Annotated in this window: 18 protein-coding genes and 1 tRNA gene; 2 read left to right on the plus strand and 17 right to left on the minus strand. The window is 66.9% G+C overall.

Annotation, left to right across the window (positions count from 1 at the left end; all coding sequences use genetic code 11):
- Positions 1–161: 161 nt before the first annotated feature.
- The 15 genes from RYM47_RS02430 to RYM47_RS02500 form a co-directional block, all read right to left on the minus strand.
- The gene (locus RYM47_RS02430; protein WP_315385866.1) at positions 162–1,250 is read right to left on the minus strand and encodes a DUF5694 domain-containing protein; all 1,089 of its coding nucleotides are present in this window, start codon (positions 1,248–1,250) and stop codon (positions 162–164) included.
- 166 nt (positions 1,251–1,416) lie between these two features.
- Positions 1,417–1,491: transfer RNA gene (locus tag RYM47_RS02435), tRNA-Val, on the minus strand.
- 65 nt (positions 1,492–1,556) lie between these two features.
- Positions 1,557–1,910 carry a PilZ domain-containing protein gene (locus RYM47_RS02440; protein WP_070208345.1) on the minus strand — a complete coding sequence of 118 codons (354 nt, stop codon included), beginning with the start codon at positions 1,908–1,910 and terminating at the stop codon, positions 1,557–1,559.
- Positions 1,907–2,863: a DNA polymerase III subunit delta' gene (locus RYM47_RS02445; RefSeq protein WP_315385868.1), complete on the minus strand. Its 957-nt coding sequence runs from the start codon at positions 2,861–2,863 to the stop codon at positions 1,907–1,909. The genes RYM47_RS02440 and RYM47_RS02445 overlap by 4 nt, the downstream gene beginning before the upstream one ends.
- Positions 2,856–3,524 carry a dTMP kinase gene (gene tmk / locus RYM47_RS02450; RefSeq protein ID WP_315385869.1) on the minus strand — a complete coding sequence of 223 codons (669 nt, stop codon included), beginning with the start codon at positions 3,522–3,524 and terminating at the stop codon, positions 2,856–2,858. Before tmk ends, RYM47_RS02445 begins: the two co-directional genes overlap by 8 nt.
- Positions 3,521–4,588 carry an endolytic transglycosylase MltG gene (gene mltG, locus RYM47_RS02455; protein ID WP_315385870.1) on the minus strand — a complete coding sequence of 356 codons (1,068 nt, stop codon included), beginning with the start codon at positions 4,586–4,588 and terminating at the stop codon, positions 3,521–3,523. The genes tmk and mltG overlap by 4 nt, the downstream gene beginning before the upstream one ends.
- Before the next feature lie 136 nt (positions 4,589–4,724).
- Complete coding sequence (locus RYM47_RS02460; RefSeq protein ID WP_315385871.1) at positions 4,725–6,080, minus strand: aminodeoxychorismate synthase component I; 1,356 nt, start codon at positions 6,078–6,080, stop codon at positions 4,725–4,727.
- A gap of 100 nt (positions 6,081–6,180) precedes the next feature.
- Entirely contained in the window at positions 6,181–7,443 is a 1,263-nt protein-coding gene (gene fabF, locus RYM47_RS02465; protein ID WP_315385872.1) for a beta-ketoacyl-ACP synthase II, read from the minus strand.
- A gap of 143 nt (positions 7,444–7,586) precedes the next feature.
- On the minus strand, positions 7,587–7,826 hold the full coding sequence (acpP, locus tag RYM47_RS02470) for an acyl carrier protein (protein ID WP_005415509.1): 240 nt from the start codon (positions 7,824–7,826) through the stop codon (positions 7,587–7,589).
- 153 nt (positions 7,827–7,979) lie between these two features.
- Positions 7,980–8,723: a 3-oxoacyl-ACP reductase FabG gene (gene fabG / locus RYM47_RS02475; protein WP_070207938.1), complete on the minus strand. Its 744-nt coding sequence runs from the start codon at positions 8,721–8,723 to the stop codon at positions 7,980–7,982.
- A gap of 25 nt (positions 8,724–8,748) precedes the next feature.
- Positions 8,749–9,693, minus strand: coding sequence for an ACP S-malonyltransferase (gene fabD, locus RYM47_RS02480; RefSeq protein ID WP_102944271.1), 945 nt, complete (start codon positions 9,691–9,693; stop codon positions 8,749–8,751).
- Positions 9,694–9,775: 82 nt separating this feature from the next.
- A complete protein-coding gene (locus tag RYM47_RS02485; protein ID WP_315385878.1) occupies positions 9,776–10,558 on the minus strand; it encodes a serine/threonine protein phosphatase in 783 nt (260 codons plus the stop codon).
- A 66-nt stretch (positions 10,559–10,624) separates the two neighbouring features.
- Positions 10,625–11,602, minus strand: coding sequence for a beta-ketoacyl-ACP synthase III (locus tag RYM47_RS02490; RefSeq protein WP_315385879.1), 978 nt, complete (start codon positions 11,600–11,602; stop codon positions 10,625–10,627).
- 55 nt (positions 11,603–11,657) lie between these two features.
- On the minus strand, positions 11,658–11,855 hold the full coding sequence (rpmF, locus tag RYM47_RS02495) for a 50S ribosomal protein L32 (RefSeq protein WP_070207941.1): 198 nt from the start codon (positions 11,853–11,855) through the stop codon (positions 11,658–11,660).
- Positions 11,856–11,970: 115 nt separating this feature from the next.
- Positions 11,971–12,480, minus strand: coding sequence for a YceD family protein (locus RYM47_RS02500; RefSeq protein ID WP_315385880.1), 510 nt, complete (start codon positions 12,478–12,480; stop codon positions 11,971–11,973).
- An 82-nt stretch (positions 12,481–12,562) separates the two neighbouring features.
- Here RYM47_RS02500 and RYM47_RS02505 point away from each other — a divergent pair, with 82 nt between their 5' ends.
- A complete protein-coding gene (locus RYM47_RS02505) occupies positions 12,563–13,135 on the plus strand; it encodes a Maf family nucleotide pyrophosphatase (protein ID WP_315385881.1) in 573 nt (190 codons plus the stop codon).
- A 3-nt stretch (positions 13,136–13,138) separates the two neighbouring features.
- Here RYM47_RS02505 and RYM47_RS02510 read toward each other — a convergent pair whose 3' ends face one another.
- Positions 13,139–14,833: a hypothetical protein gene (locus RYM47_RS02510; protein ID WP_315385882.1), complete on the minus strand. Its 1,695-nt coding sequence runs from the start codon at positions 14,831–14,833 to the stop codon at positions 13,139–13,141.
- 33 nt (positions 14,834–14,866) lie between these two features.
- Complete coding sequence (locus tag RYM47_RS02515; RefSeq protein WP_315385883.1) at positions 14,867–16,708, minus strand: glycosyltransferase family 39 protein; 1,842 nt, start codon at positions 16,706–16,708, stop codon at positions 14,867–14,869.
- 40 nt (positions 16,709–16,748) lie between these two features.
- Here RYM47_RS02515 and RYM47_RS02520 point away from each other — a divergent pair, with 40 nt between their 5' ends.
- Complete coding sequence (locus tag RYM47_RS02520) at positions 16,749–17,702, plus strand: MoxR family ATPase (protein ID WP_315385884.1); 954 nt, start codon at positions 16,749–16,751, stop codon at positions 17,700–17,702.
- Positions 17,703–17,737: the final 35 nt, after the last annotated feature.

The following is a 17,737-nucleotide window of genomic DNA, read 5'->3' on the forward strand; positions in this document are numbered from 1 at the left end:
GCTTGTTCAGTCGTTCGTCCGATGATGCTGCGAAGAAGGAACGTTCGCAATAAGCGGATCTCAGATACCACCACGCTATCGATAATCTCTCTTCGATAGTCCCCTTCAATTGATTCCGACAGTTCCGAACCGTAGCCCCTCGTCGCATTCGGCGTGCAACATCAACGCAGGGCGCCCCCAACATCCACCAACTGCACGTCGTGCATCTGGTTGAGATAGGCCTCGTAGTAGCCCTTGTGCGAGGCACCGACAATGGCCAGCAGGCGCTTGCCAGGCGCCTGGCCCAGCACATCGCGGATGTTGGCGACCATGCGCAGGTTGCGGGTTTCCCAGTAACCCACATAGCCGCGTCCGAATGCCTGCGGAGACGGCTCCGTCAGCGCAGCGCCGAAATCGCTGTGGTACGCCTGCAGTGCCGCACCGGGTGCGTTGTAGTCGCGGTACAGGGCCAGCATGGCGCCAGGCTTCCCCAGGTTGGCCTGCAGCGCCGCGTCCGCATCGGCGCGCGCCTTGGTGTACGGGTTGTCCCAGGCCTTCATGATCGCCTCGACCGAGGCCTTCTCGACATCCTTGGGCGTGGGCGAATCAGCGGTGTGGTCGTCTACCGCCCAGACCCGCTCCAGACCCAGGCGCGCGGCCAAGGTTGCGCCGACCAGGACGGACTCATCGTTGCGCTGCAGGCGTTTGTCCAAGTAGCTGACGAGTTCCGGCGTCAGACCATCGGCGGCGGTCCGCTCGACCGTGGGCAGGCGCAGCCACTGCACCACTGCGGAATTGCGCTCGCCGGCCGCCAGCCACACGGCGGCCAGCCGTCTCCGTTCTGCCGCGGTCGGCGACGCCGGCCACGATGCAAGCAATCGTTCTGCCTCGGCGTTCGCCGCCGGCACGTCCAGACCTGTGGCCGACTGCGCTGGGCCTGTATCCATGCAGTAGCTGGCGACGCTTTCGGCGTAACGTGCGGGATTGCGACGCATGAAGTCGCACTGCAGGCCAGAGACTGCCTCAACTGCAATCGCTTCGGGCTTCCAAGCTTCCAGCCGCGACAACAGCGGCTCCAACTGATCGGGCGCAAACGTCTTCGGCAGCGCGGACAGGTGCGGCGAGCCCAGTACAAGCACCTGGTTGGGACGACCCGCCGGCGGGCCCTTCAACTGGTCTGGATGGAAGCTGGGTCTGTATTCAGGAGTGCCGGCCAGCGCAGTGGTACTGAAAAGCCCAAGAACCAGCAGATTGCCGATGTGTCCGAACACGGTGCCCCCTTCAAAAGTGATTGCCTTGTCTGTGCTGAATGCTGGCGTGCGTGGCCGCCTGCAGAGAACTCCCGTTGGTCATTGCAACCTTTTGCGCACTTGATGCATCGCACGTCGCCCAAACGCAAAAAAGCCCCCGTTTCCGGAGGCTTTTTTGTCTGGATCATGGTGGGCGGTGCAGGTTTCGAACCTGCGACCCTCGCCGTGTGAAGGCGATGCTCTACCGCTGAGCTAACCGCCCGATGCTGCTGAGCTGCCCATTATAGGGCGGCATTTTTTTACGTCAACGGGTTTCGCTGAATTTCTTCACATCGTGTGCGTGGGCTTGTCCGAGTTCAGGGTGCCGGCCAGCGCGGTCTCGATCTTGTTACGCACGTTCTCGCCTTCCTGGCCGTCGGCCAGCTGCACGCCGATGCCGGCCGCGCGGTTGCCCTGGGCACCGGCGGGGGTGACCCAGACCACCTTGCCGGCCACCGGCAGGCGCTCGCTGGAGTCCGGCAGGGTCAGCAGCAGGAATACCTCGTCGCCCAGGAAGTAACGCTTGGGCGTGGGCACGAAGATGCCGCCGTTCTTCACGAACGGCATGTAGGCGCTGTACAGCGCCGCTTTGTCCTTGACGGCCAGCGACAGGATGCCCTGGCGGGCGTTGGTGGCGCTCATGCTCTATTCCCCTTTGCGTGCCGCTCGTTGACCTTGTTCCAGGCCAACAACAATTCCACCACCGCCAGGTCGGCGCGCACGGTAGTGCGCAACAGATCGCGGGTACGGTTGGCGGCGTCGAACCAGGCGCCCAGCTTGTGCAATCGTTCCGGATCGGTCAAGCCACCGCCGGTGGCCTGGGCCAGCGCCAGGTCGGCAGCATGGCGCAGGCGCAGCGCGGCATGGTCGTCGGCGGTCCAGCGCTGGGCCAACTCCACCGCGCCGGAGCGCCCGGCCACCAGCGCCTCCAGGTCGCTGGCCACCTGCCGGCGCAGGGCCAGGCCGTCATTGCGCAGCCAGTCGTCTGCCAGCCCCGGATGGCCGCGTGCGGCCTCCAGCGCTTCGCGGGCGCTGGCCTCGCTGTGGCCCTGGGCCTGCAGCCAGGCAAGGCTTTCCTCGCGCGGTGGCAGCTTGAACTCCAGCCGCTGGCAGCGGCTGCGCACGGTGGCCGGGAGGCGCGCCGGGTCGCTGCTGATCAGCCACAGGTAGCGGCCGGGCTGCGGTTCTTCCAGGGTCTTGAGCAGGGCGTTGCAGGCCGCGCGATTGATCGCGTCGGCCGGGTCCACCACCACCACCTGGGCGATGCCGTACTGCGGGGTGAGCGAAAGCTTCTGCGAAATCTCGCGCACCTGCTCGATGACGATTTCGGTGCGCGGCTTGTCGCCGGACTTGTTCGGAATGAACGAGACCAGCTGCAGGTCCGGGTGGGTTCCGGCGGCGATCAGCTGGGCGCTTCGCTGGGCTGCCGCCGGTTCGCCGCGGGTCAGCACGTGGGTGGCCATGCGCAGCGCCACTTCACGCTTGCCCAGCCCGGCCGGGCCGCAGATCAACAGGCCGTGGCCGAGCCGGCCGGCGTCGAGCGCGGCGATGGTCTGGTCATAGGCGCGCTGCTGCCAGGGGGAGAACTCAGCCATTGGCCCCCTCCCTGGTCAGGTATGCGTTGATGGCGAGAACCACCTGGGCAGCCACGCCGGCCTGGTCCTGCGCCGCGTCGATGAGATGGAAGCGGGCGGGGTCGGCTTCGGCGCGTTGGCGGAACACCGCACGCACGCGCTGGAAGAAATCGTCCTGCTCGCGCTCGATCCGGTCAGGGCCTGCTTCGCGGCCGCTGGCGCGGGCACGGCCCACGGCCACGTCCACATCCAGCAGCAGGGTCAGGCCGGGCAGCAGCCCCACCGCGCGGCGCTCCAGCTCGGCGATCCACGCCGGGTCCAGCCCGCGCCCGCCACCCTGGTAGGCGTAGCTCGAATCGGTGAAGCGGTCGGTGAGCACGTAGTGGCCCTCATCCAACGCCGGCTGGATCACGCTGCGCACGTGCTGGGCGCGGCCGGCGAAGACCAGCAGCAGCTCGGCTTCGGCACTGAGTGTCTCGCCGGCGATCTCGGCGTCGGGAGTCAGCACCATCGCACGCAGGCGCTCTGCCACCGGCGTGCCGCCGGGCTCACGGGTCACCAGGACGTTATGGCCGTGCGCGGCCAGCGCATCCACGATGGCGTTCAGCGCGGTGGTCTTGCCCGCCCCTTCCCCGCCTTCCAGGCTGATGAAACGGGCGTGTCGCTGCAGTGCGGTACTCATTGCGGCGCCGCCTGCTGCTGTGCGCGCTGCTGTCGCAGCTGCTGCAGGTACTTGGCCACGGCGGCGTTGTGGTCGGTGTAGCTCGACGAGAACACGTGCGCGCCGCTGCCGTCGCCCACCGCTACGAAGTACAGCGCATCGCCTGCGGCAGGCCGCGCGGCGGCCTGCAGCGCGTCGCGGCCGGGCATGGCAATCGGGGTCGGGGTGAGGCCGGCCCGGGTGTAGGTGTTGTACGGCGTGTCGGTGGTCAGGTCGCGCTTGCGGATGTTGCCGTCGTAGCTGCTGCCGATGCCGTAGATGACGGTGGGATCGGTCTGCAGGCGCATGCCCATCTTCAACCGGCGGGCAAACACGCCAGCGATCTGCGGGCGCTCGCTGGGCAATGCGGTTTCTTTTTCGATGATCGAAGCCAGGATCAGCAGCTCGTACGGAGAATTCAACGGCAGGTCGTCGGCGCGGCTTTCCCAAGCGGCAGCCAGTTCCTTTTCCATCGCAGAATGCGCGCGTTTGAGCACGTCCACGTCGGTGTCGCCGCGCTGGTAGACGTAGGTTTCCGGCAGGAAGCGGCCTTCCGGGTGCTGGCCGGGGAAGCCGAGCGCCTTCATCAGCGCGGCGTCGTCCAGTTCATCGGTGGTGTGGACCAGCGGTTCGGCACGCTTGAGCGCCGCGCGCAGCTGGCGGATGTTCCAGCCTTCGACGATGGTGACGCGGTGCTGCAGGGTGCGCCCCTGGCGCATGCGGGTGAGCAGTTCGCGCGGGGTGAGTTTCGCATCGAGCGCGTACTCGCCGACCTTGAGCTTGCCAGCCGCATCGAGCTGGCGTGCGAGCAGTTGCCACTGGGTGTCGTTGCCTTCGTCCACGCCGGCGTCGCGCAGCTTGCGCACCACAGTGTTGAGGCCATCGCCCGGGGCGATGACGACGCTGGTCTGCGCCGGGGTGATCGGGGCGTCGGCGAAGCCGCGCTGGGAGTGCCAGAACCATGCGCCGGCGGCGGCCAGGAGGCCTGCGCCGAGCAGCAATACCGCCAGGAGGGTGAAACAACCTCGTTTTACTGCGCCAGCCATGCATACCTCGGTTGGGGTGGTGGAGCCACGCAGGGCGTGGTCCTACCGGTTTCGTTTGGTTCTGCGGGGACACGCATGGCGCGTCCCCCGCGATGCCTGAACGGCGCGTACGGCCCGCCCCACAGCATACCTTGGCTCAGTCCTGGCGGCCGAGCGCGCGCATCAGGCCGCGGGCCTTGGCGCGGGTTTCGTCGAGCTCCTTGACCGGGTCCGAATCGACCACGATGCCGGCGCCGGTGCGGAAGGCGGCGTGCTGGCCGGCCACTTCGGCGGTGCGGATCAGGATGTTCAGGTCCAGGTCGCCGTCGCGGTTCAGCCAGCCGAACGCGCCGGTGTAGGCACCGCGTGCGGTCTGTTCCAGTTCGGCGATGATCTGCATGCAGCGCACCTTGGGGCAGCCGGTGATGGTGCCGCCGGGGAACGTCGCCGCAATCACCTGGCCGGGGCTCACTCCGGGACGCAGGCGGCCGCGCACGTTGCTCACGATATGGTGCACATGGGCGTAGCTTTCCACGCTCATCAGTTCGTCCACTTCCACGCTGCCGGCGGTGCAGATGCGGCCAAGATCATTGCGTTCCAGGTCGATCAGCATCACGTGTTCGGCGCGCTCTTTCGGATGCCCGACCAGTTCGCGGATGCGTTCGGCATCGTCGTCGCCTTCGAAGCGCGGGCGGGTGCCTGCAATCGGGCGGGTCTGCACGTCGTCGCCGTGCACACTCACCAACCGCTCCGGCGAAGAGCTCACCACTGCCCTGCCCTGCGCGATGAACAGGCCGGCGAACGGCGCGGGATTGGCCACGCGCAACTGGGCGTACAGGGCGTGCGGCGACAGGTCGGCCTCGAACCGGGCCAGCCACCGACGTGAGAGGTTCACCTGGAACACGTCGCCGGCGCGCAGGTAGTCGATGACCCGTTCCACGCCATCGGTGAAGCGTGCGGGTGCGTCTTCGTCCATCTGCGCGGGTGGCTGCCACGCGGGCAACGGGGCCTGCATGGCGACCGCCTCCAGGTCGGCCTGCAGCACGTCCAGCAGTGCTTCGCAGCCGGTTTCGCACACAGCGTGGTACTGGCCAAGCACGCGGTCGTGCAGCACGGCGGCAGGACAACGCAGCGCGAGCGCGGAAGGCAGGCCGTCGGCACGCACGTGCAGGGCCAGTACGGCTTCAATCTGGCCGGCCAGTTCGTAGTCGAGCATCAGCGCCCAACCGCCGCGGAATGGCAAACCGGTCTCCTCTCTTGGCAGGCGCGCGGCCTGCCATTGCCGGTCCAGCACCTCCAGGAACGTGCCGGCATGGGCGTTGCCGTGGTGGTCGCGCACCACGCCGTCGGCCTCCAGCGCCAGCGAAGGGCCGCTGGCCATCAGCAGCAGGTCCCAGCGGCCCTGCGCACTGTTGCTGGCGGTGGACTCCATCAGCAGCGGGTAGCGCTGCGGGGCCACGCGCTGCAGCGCGGGAAGGTCGGTGGTGGCGGGCAGTGGACGGGTCTGGAACATGGCAATGGATGCGTCAGGTTGAAGTGCGGGGCCGGCCCCAGATGCACCGAGGCCGCCCATGAAGGCGGCCCGGGTGGTGAAGCACGTTACGCGGACGTCCTCAGACCCGCTTGAACACCAGCGTGCCGTTGGTGCCACCGAAGCCGAAGCCGTTGGACATCACCACATCCACCTTGGCCTCGCGTGCCGTATTGGGCACGTAGTCCAGGTCGCAGCCTTCGCCCGCTTCATGCAGGTTGATGGTCGGCGGAATGATGTTGTCGCGCAGTGCGAGCACCGAGAAGATCGCTTCCACGCCGCCGGCCGCGCCGAGCAGGTGGCCGGTCATCGACTTGGTGGAGCTGACCATCATCTTGTAGGCATGGTCGCCGAAGGCGGTCTTCATCGCCATGGTCTCGCCCAGGTCGCCCAGCGGGGTGGAGGTGCCGTGCGCATTGAGGTAACCGACCTGGTCCGGGCTGACGCCCGCGTCCTTCAGGGCCATGGTCATGCAGCGTGCGGCGCCTTCGCCGTTCTCGCTCGGCGCGGTCATGTGGTACGCGTCGGAGCTGGCACCGAAGCCGGCGAGCTCGCAGTAGATCTTCGCGCCACGCGCCTTGGCGTGTTCGTATTCTTCCAGGATCAGGATCCCGGCACCGTCACCCAGCACGAAGCCGTCGCGGTCCTTGTCCCACGGGCGCGAGGCTTCAGCCGGGGCGTCGTTGCGGGTGCTCATCGCCTTCATCGCGCAGAAGCCGCCCAGAGCGGTCGGCGAAGAGCCGCGCTCGGCGCCGCCGACCACCATCACGTCCGCGTCGCCGTACTGGATCATGCGCATCGCGGTGCCGATGGAATGATTCGAGGTGGCGCACGCCGACACCGCCGAGAACGACGGACCCTTCAGGCCGGTGATGATGCTGAGCTGGCCCGGCAGCATGTTGATGATGGTCTTGGGCACGTAGAAGGGCGAGATCTTCTTGCCCTCGTGGAACTCGATGGTCTGCTCTTCGATGCCGAGCAGGCCGCCGATGCCGGCGCCGACGATGGCGCCGATGCGTTCGGCATTGGCGTCGGTGATCTCCAGGCCCGAGTCGTGCAGGGCCATGAACGAGGCACCGAGGCCGTAATGGATGAACGGGTCCATCTTCTTGGCATCCTTGCCGCTGACCCGGAATTTGCCGAACAGTTCATTGTCGGCGGTGATGTCGAATCCCTTGACCTCACCTGCAATCTTGGTGGTGAACCGATCCAGATAGGCATCAGAAACGTTGGTCAGCGGACCGATGCCCGAACGACCATGGGTGATGCCTTCCCAGCTGCTGGCCAGATCATTGCCCAACGGCGAGACGATACCCAGGCCAGTTACGACGACGCGACGCTTCATTGCTGATTCTCCTGGCCCGGATGGTTTCAACGGGCAACTCGGTTTGCTTCGGTGTGATGCTCAAACACACGGGGCCGCAACAGCGGCCCCATGGGGTGCGGTGCGCGGCGAGCGTGAACCCGCGCGCGCACTGCCGTCTGACATCAGGCCTTGACGTGGGCCTTGATGTAGTCGATGGCGGCCTGCACGGTGCTGATCTTCTCGGCTTCTTCGTCCGGGATCTCGCACTCGAATTCTTCTTCCAGGGCCATCACCAGCTCGACGGTGTCCAGCGAGTCAGCGCCCAGGTCATCGACGAACGATGCGCTGTTGGTGACTTCTTCTTCCTTGACGCCAAGCTGTTCGACGACGATTTTCTTGACGCGTTCTTCGATGGTGCTCATTGGATATCGCTCCAGATGGAGTAGTGGTTCAAAAGTGACGCCATCATTGTGGCGATGGCCGTTGGATAGTGTAGTGGAAACCGAAGGCGCCTTGCATTCTAGCAAAACTCCATTTGGATCAACCACTTGCGGTGCAATCCCTGCACCACATGCTTACGGCATGTACATGCCGCCGTTCACATGGAGGGTTTCGCCGGTGATGTAGCTGGCCGAGGGACCGGCCAGGAACGCCACCGCGTTGGCGATGTCTGCCGGTTCGCCGAGGCGTTCCAGCGCGATCGACTTGACCAGGCCGGTGCGCTGCTCTTCGGGCAGGGCCTTGGTCATGTCGGTGTCGATGAAGCCCGGGGCCACCACGTTGACGGTGATCCCGCGCGAGCCGATTTCCTTGGCCAGCGATTTGGAGAAGGCAATGATGCCCGCCTTGGCCGCGGCGTAGTTGGCCTGGCCGGCATTGCCGGTCACGCCGATCACCGAGGCGATGTTGATGATGCGGCCCTTGCGCGCCTTCATCATGCCGCGGATGACCGCCTTCGAGGTGCGGTACACGCTGGTCAGGTTGGTGTCGAGAATGGCCTGCCAGTCCTCGTCCTTCATGCGCAGCAGCAGGTTGTCGCGGGTGATGCCGGCGTTGTTGACCAGGATGGTGATCGCACCGAATTCCTTGGCGATGCCGTCCAGTACGGCGTCCAGCGCGGCCGGGTCGGTCACGTTCAACGCGCGGCCGTGGCCGCCCACCGCCGCCAGGCGCTCGCCGATGGCAGCCGCACCGGAGTCGGTGGTGGCGGTGCCGATGACGGTCGCGCCCTGCGCGGCCAGTGCGTCGGCGATCGCCGCACCGATGCCACGGCTGGCGCCGGTGACCAGTGCGATTTCACCCTGAAGGGGCTTGCTCATGCTCAGTATCCTCGAACGAAATGCTTCAGGCGGCCCACGTTTCGCGGGCGGTCTCGAAGTCGGCGGGCGTGGACAGGGTGCGCGCGTCCAGGCTCTTGTCGATGCGCTTGATCAGGCCGGTCAGCACCTTGCCGGGGCCGCACTCGGCCACGCGGGTGACGCCACGGGCGGCCAGCGCTTCCACGCAGCCGGTCCACTGCACCGGCAGGTACAGCTGCTGGACCAGGGCGCTGCGGATCGCATCGATGCCGTCATGCACGCGCGCGTCGACGTTCTGCACCACCGGCAGGGCCGGCACGCGCCAGTCCAGGCCGGCCATGGTTTCGGCCAGGCGGTTGGCGGCTTCGCGCATCAGCGGGGTATGCGACGGCACGCTGACGGCCAGCTTGACCGCCTTGCGCACGCCCTTTTCGGCGAGCAGGGCCAGGGCGCGGTCGACCGCTTCAGCGTCGCCACCGATGACGATCTGGCCGGGCGAGTTGTAGTTGGCCGGGACCACGACCTGGCTGCCCGAGGCCTGTTCACAGACCTCCTTGACCAGCGCGTCCTCGGCGCCGAGCACGGCAGCCATGGCGCCCACGCCGGTCGGTGCGGCGTCCTGCATCAGCTGGCCGCGCAGGCGCACCAGATGGGCGCCGTCACGCAGGGACAGCGCCCCTGCCGCGACCAGCGCGGTGTATTCGCCCAGGCTGTGCCCGGCCAGGACCACCGGCTGGGCGCCGTGCACGGCCTGCCATGCGCGCCACACGCCGATGCTGGCCGCCAGCAGGGCCGGCTGGGTGTATTCGGTTCGGTTGAGCATCTCTTCCGGGCCGCCCTGCGAGAGCGCCCACAGGTCCACGCCGGCGCCATCGGAGGCTTCGGTGAAGGCTTCACGCACCTGCGGGTGCAGTTCAGCCAGTTCAGCCAGCATGCCCAGCGACTGCGAGCCCTGCCCGGGGAACACGAAAGCGAGATTGGAATCGGTCACGCGGAAATCCGCCTGCTAAAAACGAACGGCGAATGATAAGGGGGTTTGGCGCCCTTCGTCTGTACTGGCGCGTATTGAGGACTCAGACAAACAGCTGCAGGATGTCCAGGTCGCCGTCGCTGAAGAAGTCGAAACAGATCGCCATCAGCATCAGCATGCCGAGCGTGGTGGCGCCGTGCACGATCAGGATCGCGTGCGCCAAGGCCCGCGCCGAGCGGCCCATTTTCATGCTGTAGCGGGCCAGGCGCTGCAGGCGGCCGGAGACCTCATGGGCATGCGCCAGCACCGGCGCCTGTTCGCCATCCATCGCCGCTGCCATCAAGGCCTGCAGTCGCTCCGGACGGTCTTCGTAGTACCTGGCCACGCCGTAGCCGAACATCAGCCAGTCGCGCGCCTGGGCCTGGGCCAGGTCCATCACTTCCAGCGGGTCTTCCTCGAAATCGATGAAGCCGATCTGCTGGCCGTCCCAGGTCAGGTTGCGCGGCAGCGGCTGGCCGAAATAGGCGCCCTTGGCATGGGCGGCGGCGATGGCATGCATGGCGGTCGAAACCAGCGCGTCGCAACCGGCTTCATCGGCCTGGCGCAGGCAGGTGTTGAAGGAGCTGCCGTTGTCGCCCAGTACCAGCGAGGCGCGGCCGGTGCCGAGTACCTGCGGCACGTTGACGCCCTGCGCCTGCAGTTCCGCCAGGCGGCGCGCTTCAGTCTGGCGTGCGGCGTCGCCACCGCGATGCGGCGGCGGGCGCAGCGCGTCAAGCTGGAAACGGTGGGCAACGAAGTTGAGCAGGCCCAGCGCGACCGCGCGGCTGCTTTGACCGTATTGCTTGAGCCAGGCGCGTTGGCCGTGGATGACGATCTGCTCGACCATGGGGTACTCCAGAAATGCAAAACGGCCCCGTCGGGGCCGTTGATGATGCAGGTGCCGTTTAACGCATTAATAACGCAGCAGAGCGGAACCCCACGTGAAGCCGCCACCGAAGGCCTCCAGCAGCAGCAGCTGGCCGCGCTGCACGCGCCCGGAGCGCACCGCCACGTCCAGCGCCATCGGCACCGAGGCCGAGGAGGTGTTGCCGTGCTTGTCGACGGTGACCACGACCTGCTCCATCGACATGTCCAGCCGCTTGGCGGTGGCTTCGATGATGCGCAGGTTGGCCTGGTGCGGGATCAGCCAGTCCAGATCGGCCTTGCTCAGGCCGTTGGCGTCGAGTGTTTCGTCGACGACCGAGTCCAGCGCCTTGACTGCGTACTTGAACACGTCGTTGCCCTTCATCAGGATCGCGCCGCGGGCTTCTTCGCCCTCGCCGAAACCTGCCGAGACACCGACCGGATTCCATAGCAGTTCCTTCTTGCTGCCGTCCGAATGCAGGTGGGTGCTCAGGATGCCGGTGTCTTCGTCGGCCTTGAGCACCACCGCGCCCGCGCCGTCGCCGAACAGCACGCAGGTGGTGCGGTCGTTCCAGTCGACGATACGGGTGAGGGTTTCCGCACCGATGACCAGCACGTGGCGTGCATCACCGGAACGAATGAATTTGTCGGCCACGCCCAGCGCGAACACGAAGCCCGAACAGGCCGCGTTGACGTCGAAGGCAGGGCAGCCACTCGCACCGAGCTTGGCCTGGATCAGGCACGCGGTGGAGGGGAAGATCAGATCGGGCGTGGTCGTACCCACCACGATCATGTCGAGCTGCGAAGCGTCGATACCGGCCGCTTCCAGCGCACGCACCGCGGCGTGATAGCCGAGGTCGCTGGTGGTTTCCGTATCGGCGGCGATGTGCCGCTCACGGATACCGGTGCGCGTCTGGATCCACTCATCGGTGGTGTCGACCATTTTCTCCAGATCCTGGTTGGTCAACACTTTTTCGGGCAAATAGCTACCAGTGCCCGCGATCCTCGAGTAGATCCGCTTGCTCATTGCATGTCCTGTAAGAGGTAAAGGCCGCTGTCCGACGGACAGCGGCCCTCACGAATCAATCTTCTTCGACGGCCGAGTTCGACTTGGTCGCAATCACCTTCTTGCCGCGGTAGAAACCGTCAGCGGTGATGTGGTGACGCAGATGCACTTCACCGGTGGTCGGATCGGTGGACAGCTGCTTGGCGCTCAGGGCGTCATGCGAACGGCGCTGGCCGCGGCGGGACGGGGTAACACGGGATTTCTGCACAGCCATGGGATTGCTCCAAACTCGGTTCGATTTGCTTCGTCGTATCGTCGCGCAGGACGCCAGCGCCCAGCACACTTCGCTTTCGCCGCAGCCGCCGACGACACTCCGGCTGCAATTGTTTCTAGGGTTTCTTCAGCGCCGCCAACGCCGCGAACGGATTGGCCTTGCTCTGTTCTTCTTCGGTCGGCGCCCAGTCCCGGTTCACTGCCTCGCCCTCGGGCGACAGCGGCACTACCGGGACCGCCAGGACCAACTCGTCCTCGACCAGGTCCAGCGGGCGCAGGATGCCGTCTTCCGGCACCAGCATCGCCTCGTACTCCTCCGGCAGCGCCGACTCTTCGTCTTCGTTGCGGATCAGGCCAAGCCGCTGCTTGATCGACACCGGCAGCAGGAAGCGCTGCAGGCTGCGCTGACAGGTCAGCGGCAACGCGGTATCGATCGACAGGTCCACATAGGATACCCGCAGGACGTCGTCGTGGCCGAACTCCAGCGCAAAGCTGCACTTTCCTTCGGTATCGGCAACCAGGCCCTGCAGGCGGGTCAATTCAGCCAGTTCTACCTGACCGTCGAAGCACCTTCGTGCTGCGACCATCCGCCAGGCATCCAGCGTTTCGGGCACGTTCGCGGACATAAGCCGCTGAATGTTAAGGACGCCATCGACCGTTGTCAAATGCCGTAGAGTTCGCCCACCCCTGCTGCCCCGGTATTGTCGCATGCTTCCCCTGCTGCTGGCCTCCACCTCCCGCTACCGCCGTGAACTGCTGGAACGGCTGGGCCTGCCGCTGGACACCGCCCGTCCGGAGGTCGATGAGTCCCCTGCCCCCGGCGAGGCACCGCGGTCCCTGGCGGTGCGGCTGGCACGGGCCAAGGCCGAGGCAGTGGCGGCACGTCACCCCGGCCGCTGGGTGATTGGCTCGGATCAGGTTGCAGACCTGAATGGGAGCCCGCTGGGCAAGCCGGGCGACATCGCCGGCGCCAATGCGCAGCTGGCCGCCATGTCGGGGCAGACCGTGGCCTTCCACACCGCGATCTGTCTGGTCCGCGACCAGCAGGTGCTGGAGGCCTGCGACCTGACCCAGGTGCGGTTCCGGACACTGATGACGGACGAGATCGGGCGCTACGTGGCCGCCGAGCAGCCGCTGGACTGCGCCGGCAGCTTCAAGTGCGAAGGATTGGGCATCACCCTGTTCGAGGCGATCGACAACCGCGATCCCACCGCACTGATCGGGCTGCCCCTGATCGCGCTGTCCGGGCTGTTGCGCCAGGCCGGATACACCCTGCCCTGACCCTCAGCGGAGCTGCAGGGCGCCCAGGCAGGCCGCGTCCAGCGGACCGGTCGCCCAGCCTGTCCAGCGCGCGCCCTCCCGCAGCGCCATGCCCACCGGGCGGTTGCCACACTGCAGGACCAGCCGCGGCGCAGGGCTGTCGGCATCGAAGGCGATGCGCCAGGCCTGGCCGTCGAGCAGGTTCTGCACCGGGGTGAGTTCTACGCTGCGGATCGCCGCGACCGTGCCGGCCAAGCCCTCGCGTTGACCCTCCAGATAGCGCGTTTCGGGCCAGGCGAACATCGAAACGTGCCCGGCACGCACCGCCGGAAGCGCTGACTGGAGCTCTGCCAGCACGTTCTCACCCTGTACCTGGGCCGGGTCCAGCACGCCGGCAGCCACCGCCGTGGCCGTGCCATGCGCCACCCGCTGCGTGCCCAGCCCCACCTTGCCCATCCAGGCCGTACTGGGCACCAGGGCAAGCGCCAGCAGCATCACTGCCGCGGCTGCACGGCGCGGTCGGCGCGGCCCAAACCGGACCACTGACCACAGCGCCAGCCCGGACCAGAACAGCCACGACCAGAGCACGTAGCGCGGGGCGGACAGCTGGGCGGGGTAGTCGACGAAATAGGCCATGCGACCCAGCGCGATCAACACGCCTACGGCCAGGCCGAACCAGGCCATGGCCAGGGCAACGGATTCGCCCGCACTCGCAGCGAGGCCGCGTTGCCAGCTGCGCCAGCTCATCACCAGCAGCGTGGCCACGCCGATCGCCCCGATGACCAGGTGCGGCCAGCGGGCGCCCATCACCGGGCCGAACAGCGACTGCCAGGTACCGGCAACGCCGTGCGCGGCACCGCGCAGCGGCGCCACCGGCAATTGCTGCGCAATGGCAGGGTCCAGCAACGGCCAAGCCGCATAGATGAACGGCGATGCAAACCAGCGCAGCACCAGGTCCAGCTGCCGCACCGGCGCGATGGCGAGGTCGGCCTGCATGCCGGTGCTGCCCATGCCCAGGTGCAGGCCCACCGCCAGCACTGCGCCGGCGAGCAGGGGCAACCAATGCGACACGCTGGCCCGGCGCACCGCCAGTACCGCCTCAAAGCCCACGAACACCGCCACGCCACTGCCGAAGGAGAACGTGGCGGCCACCCCGCACACCGCCGCCAGCACGCTTCCCAGGCGGTCACCGCGCAGCAGCAGCGCCACCCCGCCCATCAGCAATGCGGTGATCAGGTAGGCATGCACCGTTTCGTTGGCATGGGTCAGCACACGCTGGTTGCCGAGCCAGAACAGCGACAACGCACCGACCAGCGCGGCGGCCGCACGCACCGGCGGCGACAACGCATCGTGGCGCAGGATGCGCACCAGGCCCCATAGCGACCCCACGGCCAACAGCATGCCGACGACGATCTGCAGCCACTGGTTACCCTGCAGCCAGCTGAGCTCCGCAAAGCGCACCAGGTTGGGCAGGATTTCGCGATGACCATTGTCGGAGGCCAGCACATTGCGCGGCCACGGCTGCTCCAGCAGTTTCTGGGTGAAGCGCCATGGATCGGCATACAACACACGCGGCGCGAGCCACGCCATGGCGGCAAGGCCCACGACCATGACCGAAAGTGCCGCACACCACAGCGTGGCGGTCACCGCCGGCAGCGAAAGACGCGAAGGGATTACTGAAGGAGGCGAGTAAGCAGCAGCCGGCAACGCATCACGCATGCAGCGATCTTCCTTGAAAAAGCGATGGCGCGGTCAACGCGCGGGTACGGTGAAGGATTGTTCCTGCCACTGCTCCACGCTGCCATCCCTGCCATACAGGGTCATGCCCAGCCAGTGGCGGCCCGGGGCAAGCTGACGGGTGTCGAGGGTGGCATCGAAGGCTACATGGGGATGCTGCGGATCGGTGGAGATCTTCCACGCTGCGGTGATGTCGTAGGCTCGCCCGTACACCGCATCGCCGACAGGTTTGCCGTCGATCAGCAGCTCGACGCGCGACAGCCCCACCCCATCCTTGAAGGCCCAGCCACGCACCTGAAGGCTGTCGCCCACGACTTCGTCCTGCACAGGCGCATCCACCCAGGCCATGGCCGGCGTCACGCAGGGGCCATCGACGCGCGCGGCCGGCAGCTTGAACAGCAGGAAGCGCTGGTAGCCATGATCCTGGCTGACCACGCGCGGCGGCGGCAGCGGACCGACCTGCCGGCAGATGTCGTGGTAGCGCTCCAGCAGGTCGCGGTAGCGCTGGTCGCTGGGCGAGAGCACCAGCAGCATCGGTGCATCGCGCTCGCCATCATGCAGCAGGCCCCATAGACCCAGTTGTGCGGTGCGGCCGTGCTTGTCGTTGAGCGGATGGTGCAGCACTTCGATGCGCGGGTCGCGCAGCTGGAAGCCCAGTTCCGCGCCGACCTTGAAGTTGCCGGCCAGCACGCGGGTACCGGCCGGCATGCCGGCCAGCTCGGCGCGCACCTCGTCCGCCAGCGGTGCCCAGCCGGCGAAGTTGCGCGGGTAGAACTTGTTCCCGGCCAGCGTCGCGCGCAGGTCGGGGCTGGAGGCCACCAGGTAGGAACCGAAGGCCAGTGCCAGCCCGGCACCGGCCAGCCACCAGCCGGTGCGGCGCAGCCAGCGCGGCCAGCCATTGAGCACGACGGGGACGGCCACGAGCAGGGCCAGGTAGCCCGGCAGCGGCCAGTGGAAGCTGATCCGCTCGACATCGGTGAAGAAGCCCAGTGCGAAGATCGCCAGCGTCGATACCGCCCCCACAAGACCGAAGTACCGCCACTGGTCACGCGCACCGCCGCCCGGACGCGTGGCGGCCAGCGCTACCTTCCACATCGCGATGCACAGGATCGGCGTGACCAGCATCGGCTGGATCACCAGGAACCACAGACCACTCCACTGGAAGGCCCAGGGATGGCGATCCACCACCTGGAACTTGAGCCCGGCATCCTGGTTGTCCGCATTCCACGCCACCAGCGGCAGCCACGCCATCACCCCCACCGCCAGCGCCACCCACACGCGCGGATCGCGCAGCGTGCGTCGCCCCTGTGGAAGCAGCATCAAGGCAATGAAGCCGACAAGGATCACGCCAATGAAGCGGTAATGGCTCAGCGCACCGATCACCAACCCGAGCGACAGCTTCACCGCCGCCGCTGCGTCCACGTTGCGCAACAGCCGCGCGCCGGCGTCCAGGCACAGCACCGCCGCCAGTGCCATCGGCACATCGGGTACCGCCAGCATGCCCAACGTCGCCGACAGCGGCATCAACACGGTCAGGCTGCCGGCCTGCCAGCCGGCGACAGCACCGAACCAGCGCGTGGCGATGCGTGAGACCAGCCACGGCAGCATCGCGCCGATCGCCAGGAACGGCAGTCGCAGCGCCAGCACATGGTTGCCGCCCAGCTCCACGCCCAGTCGCGCCAGCCAGGCGGTCAGCCCGGGCAGGTCCGAATAGGCCATCGCCAGGTGCTGACCTTCCTGCCAATAGAATGCTTCGTCCACGAACAAGGGCAGACGCGCAGCCACCACCAGCTTCACAGCCGTGATGAGCGTCCATAACACCAGAAAAATTGTGCGTGCGCGTTGTTCGCCCTGCATTGCTCTATAGAATCGAAAGAATCATCGACACGAGACGGACATGGAAAATTCGCCCCGCGTGCCCGCCATGCTACCCGAAGAACTGCGACAGGCTTTGCGCAATGCCCAGGACCAGGTCAATGGACTGGTGCTGGGCAAGGCCCAGGAAGTCCGGCTGGCGTTCGTTGCGCTGCTCTCCGGCGGCCACCTGCTGATCGAAGACCTGCCTGGCCTGGGCAAGACCACCCTCGCCCACGCGCTGGCCTCCAGCCTGGGACTCGGCTTCCAGCGCGTGCAGTTCACCTCGGACCTGCTGCCCGCAGATGTGCTCGGCGTCTCGGTTTACGAGGCCACCACACGCCAGTTCCAGTTCCACCCCGGTCCGGTCTTCACCCATGTGCTGCTGGCCGATGAAATCAACCGCGCACCGCCGCGTACGCAGAGCGCGCTGCTGGAAGCCATGGCCGAACAACAGGTCACCCTGGACGGCGTGACCCACCCGCTGCCCGATCCGTTCTTCGTGATCGCCACGCAGAACCCGGTGGACCTGTCGGGTACCTTCCCGCTGCCCGACTCGCAGCTGGACCGCTTCCTGCTGCGGCTGGCGCTGGGGTATCCCAATCCGGAATCCGAACGCGAACTGCTGCGCGGCACCGATCGCCGCCACCTGATCGCGCAGGCGACGGCCTGCCTGGACGACAACCAAGTACGCGCATTGCGCGACGCGGTGAACCAGGTGCATGCCAGCGAAGCGCTCATCCAGTATGTGCAGTCGCTGCTGGCACGCAGCCGCCAGCATGCCGGTGTACGCGTGGGCCTGTCGCCACGCGCAGGACTGTCGCTGCTGCGCGCGGCCAAGGCGCATGCACTTCTGTTGGGGCGTGGCCACGTGGTGCCCGAAGACGTGCAGACCCTGTTTGTCGCCGTGGCCGGTCATCGCCTGGTGCCTGAAGCAGAAGCCAGCGGCGGGCCGGCACTGACCCGCGCCATCCTGCAGACGGTCGCGGTGGACTGAGTGCGCAGCGGCTGGGGAGACCGCTTGAACGAGGC

Origin of the sequence: uncultured Stenotrophomonas sp. (genome assembly GCF_963519125.1) — a bacterium.
Classification (GTDB): domain Bacteria; phylum Pseudomonadota; class Gammaproteobacteria; order Xanthomonadales; family Xanthomonadaceae; genus Stenotrophomonas.

Bases quoted from the DNA above. Each gene is read 5' to 3' on its own strand.
- RYM47_RS02515 (WP_315385883.1), bottom strand. From the start codon at position 16,708: ATGCAGGGCGAACAACGCGCACGCACAATTTTTCTGGTGTTATGGACG.
- mltG (WP_315385870.1), bottom strand. From the start codon at position 4,588: ATGGCTGGCGCAGTAAAACGAGGTTGTTTCACCCTCCTGGCGGTATTG.
- RYM47_RS02500 (WP_315385880.1), bottom strand. From the start codon at position 12,480: ATGTCCGCGAACGTGCCCGAAACGCTGGATGCCTGGCGGATGGTCGCA.
- tmk (WP_315385869.1), bottom strand. From the start codon at position 3,524: ATGAGTACCGCACTGCAGCGACACGCCCGTTTCATCAGCCTGGAAGGC.
- RYM47_RS02510 (WP_315385882.1), bottom strand. From the start codon at position 14,833: ATGCGTGATGCGTTGCCGGCTGCTGCTTACTCGCCTCCTTCAGTAATC.
- RYM47_RS02505 (WP_315385881.1), top strand. From the start codon at position 12,563: ATGCTTCCCCTGCTGCTGGCCTCCACCTCCCGCTACCGCCGTGAACTG.
- acpP (WP_005415509.1), bottom strand. From the start codon at position 7,826: ATGAGCACCATCGAAGAACGCGTCAAGAAAATCGTCGTCGAACAGCTT.
- fabG (WP_070207938.1), bottom strand. From the start codon at position 8,723: ATGAGCAAGCCCCTTCAGGGTGAAATCGCACTGGTCACCGGCGCCAGC.
- RYM47_RS02485 (WP_315385878.1), bottom strand. From the start codon at position 10,558: ATGGTCGAGCAGATCGTCATCCACGGCCAACGCGCCTGGCTCAAGCAA.
- fabF (WP_315385872.1), bottom strand. From the start codon at position 7,443: ATGAAGCGTCGCGTCGTCGTAACTGGCCTGGGTATCGTCTCGCCGTTG.
- RYM47_RS02520 (WP_315385884.1), top strand. From the start codon at position 16,749: ATGGAAAATTCGCCCCGCGTGCCCGCCATGCTACCCGAAGAACTGCGA.
- RYM47_RS02490 (WP_315385879.1), bottom strand. From the start codon at position 11,602: ATGAGCAAGCGGATCTACTCGAGGATCGCGGGCACTGGTAGCTATTTG.
- RYM47_RS02445 (WP_315385868.1), bottom strand. From the start codon at position 2,863: ATGGCTGAGTTCTCCCCCTGGCAGCAGCGCGCCTATGACCAGACCATC.
- RYM47_RS02460 (WP_315385871.1), bottom strand. From the start codon at position 6,080: ATGTTCCAGACCCGTCCACTGCCCGCCACCACCGACCTTCCCGCGCTG.
- RYM47_RS02440 (WP_070208345.1), bottom strand. From the start codon at position 1,910: ATGAGCGCCACCAACGCCCGCCAGGGCATCCTGTCGCTGGCCGTCAAG.
- rpmF (WP_070207941.1), bottom strand. From the start codon at position 11,855: ATGGCTGTGCAGAAATCCCGTGTTACCCCGTCCCGCCGCGGCCAGCGC.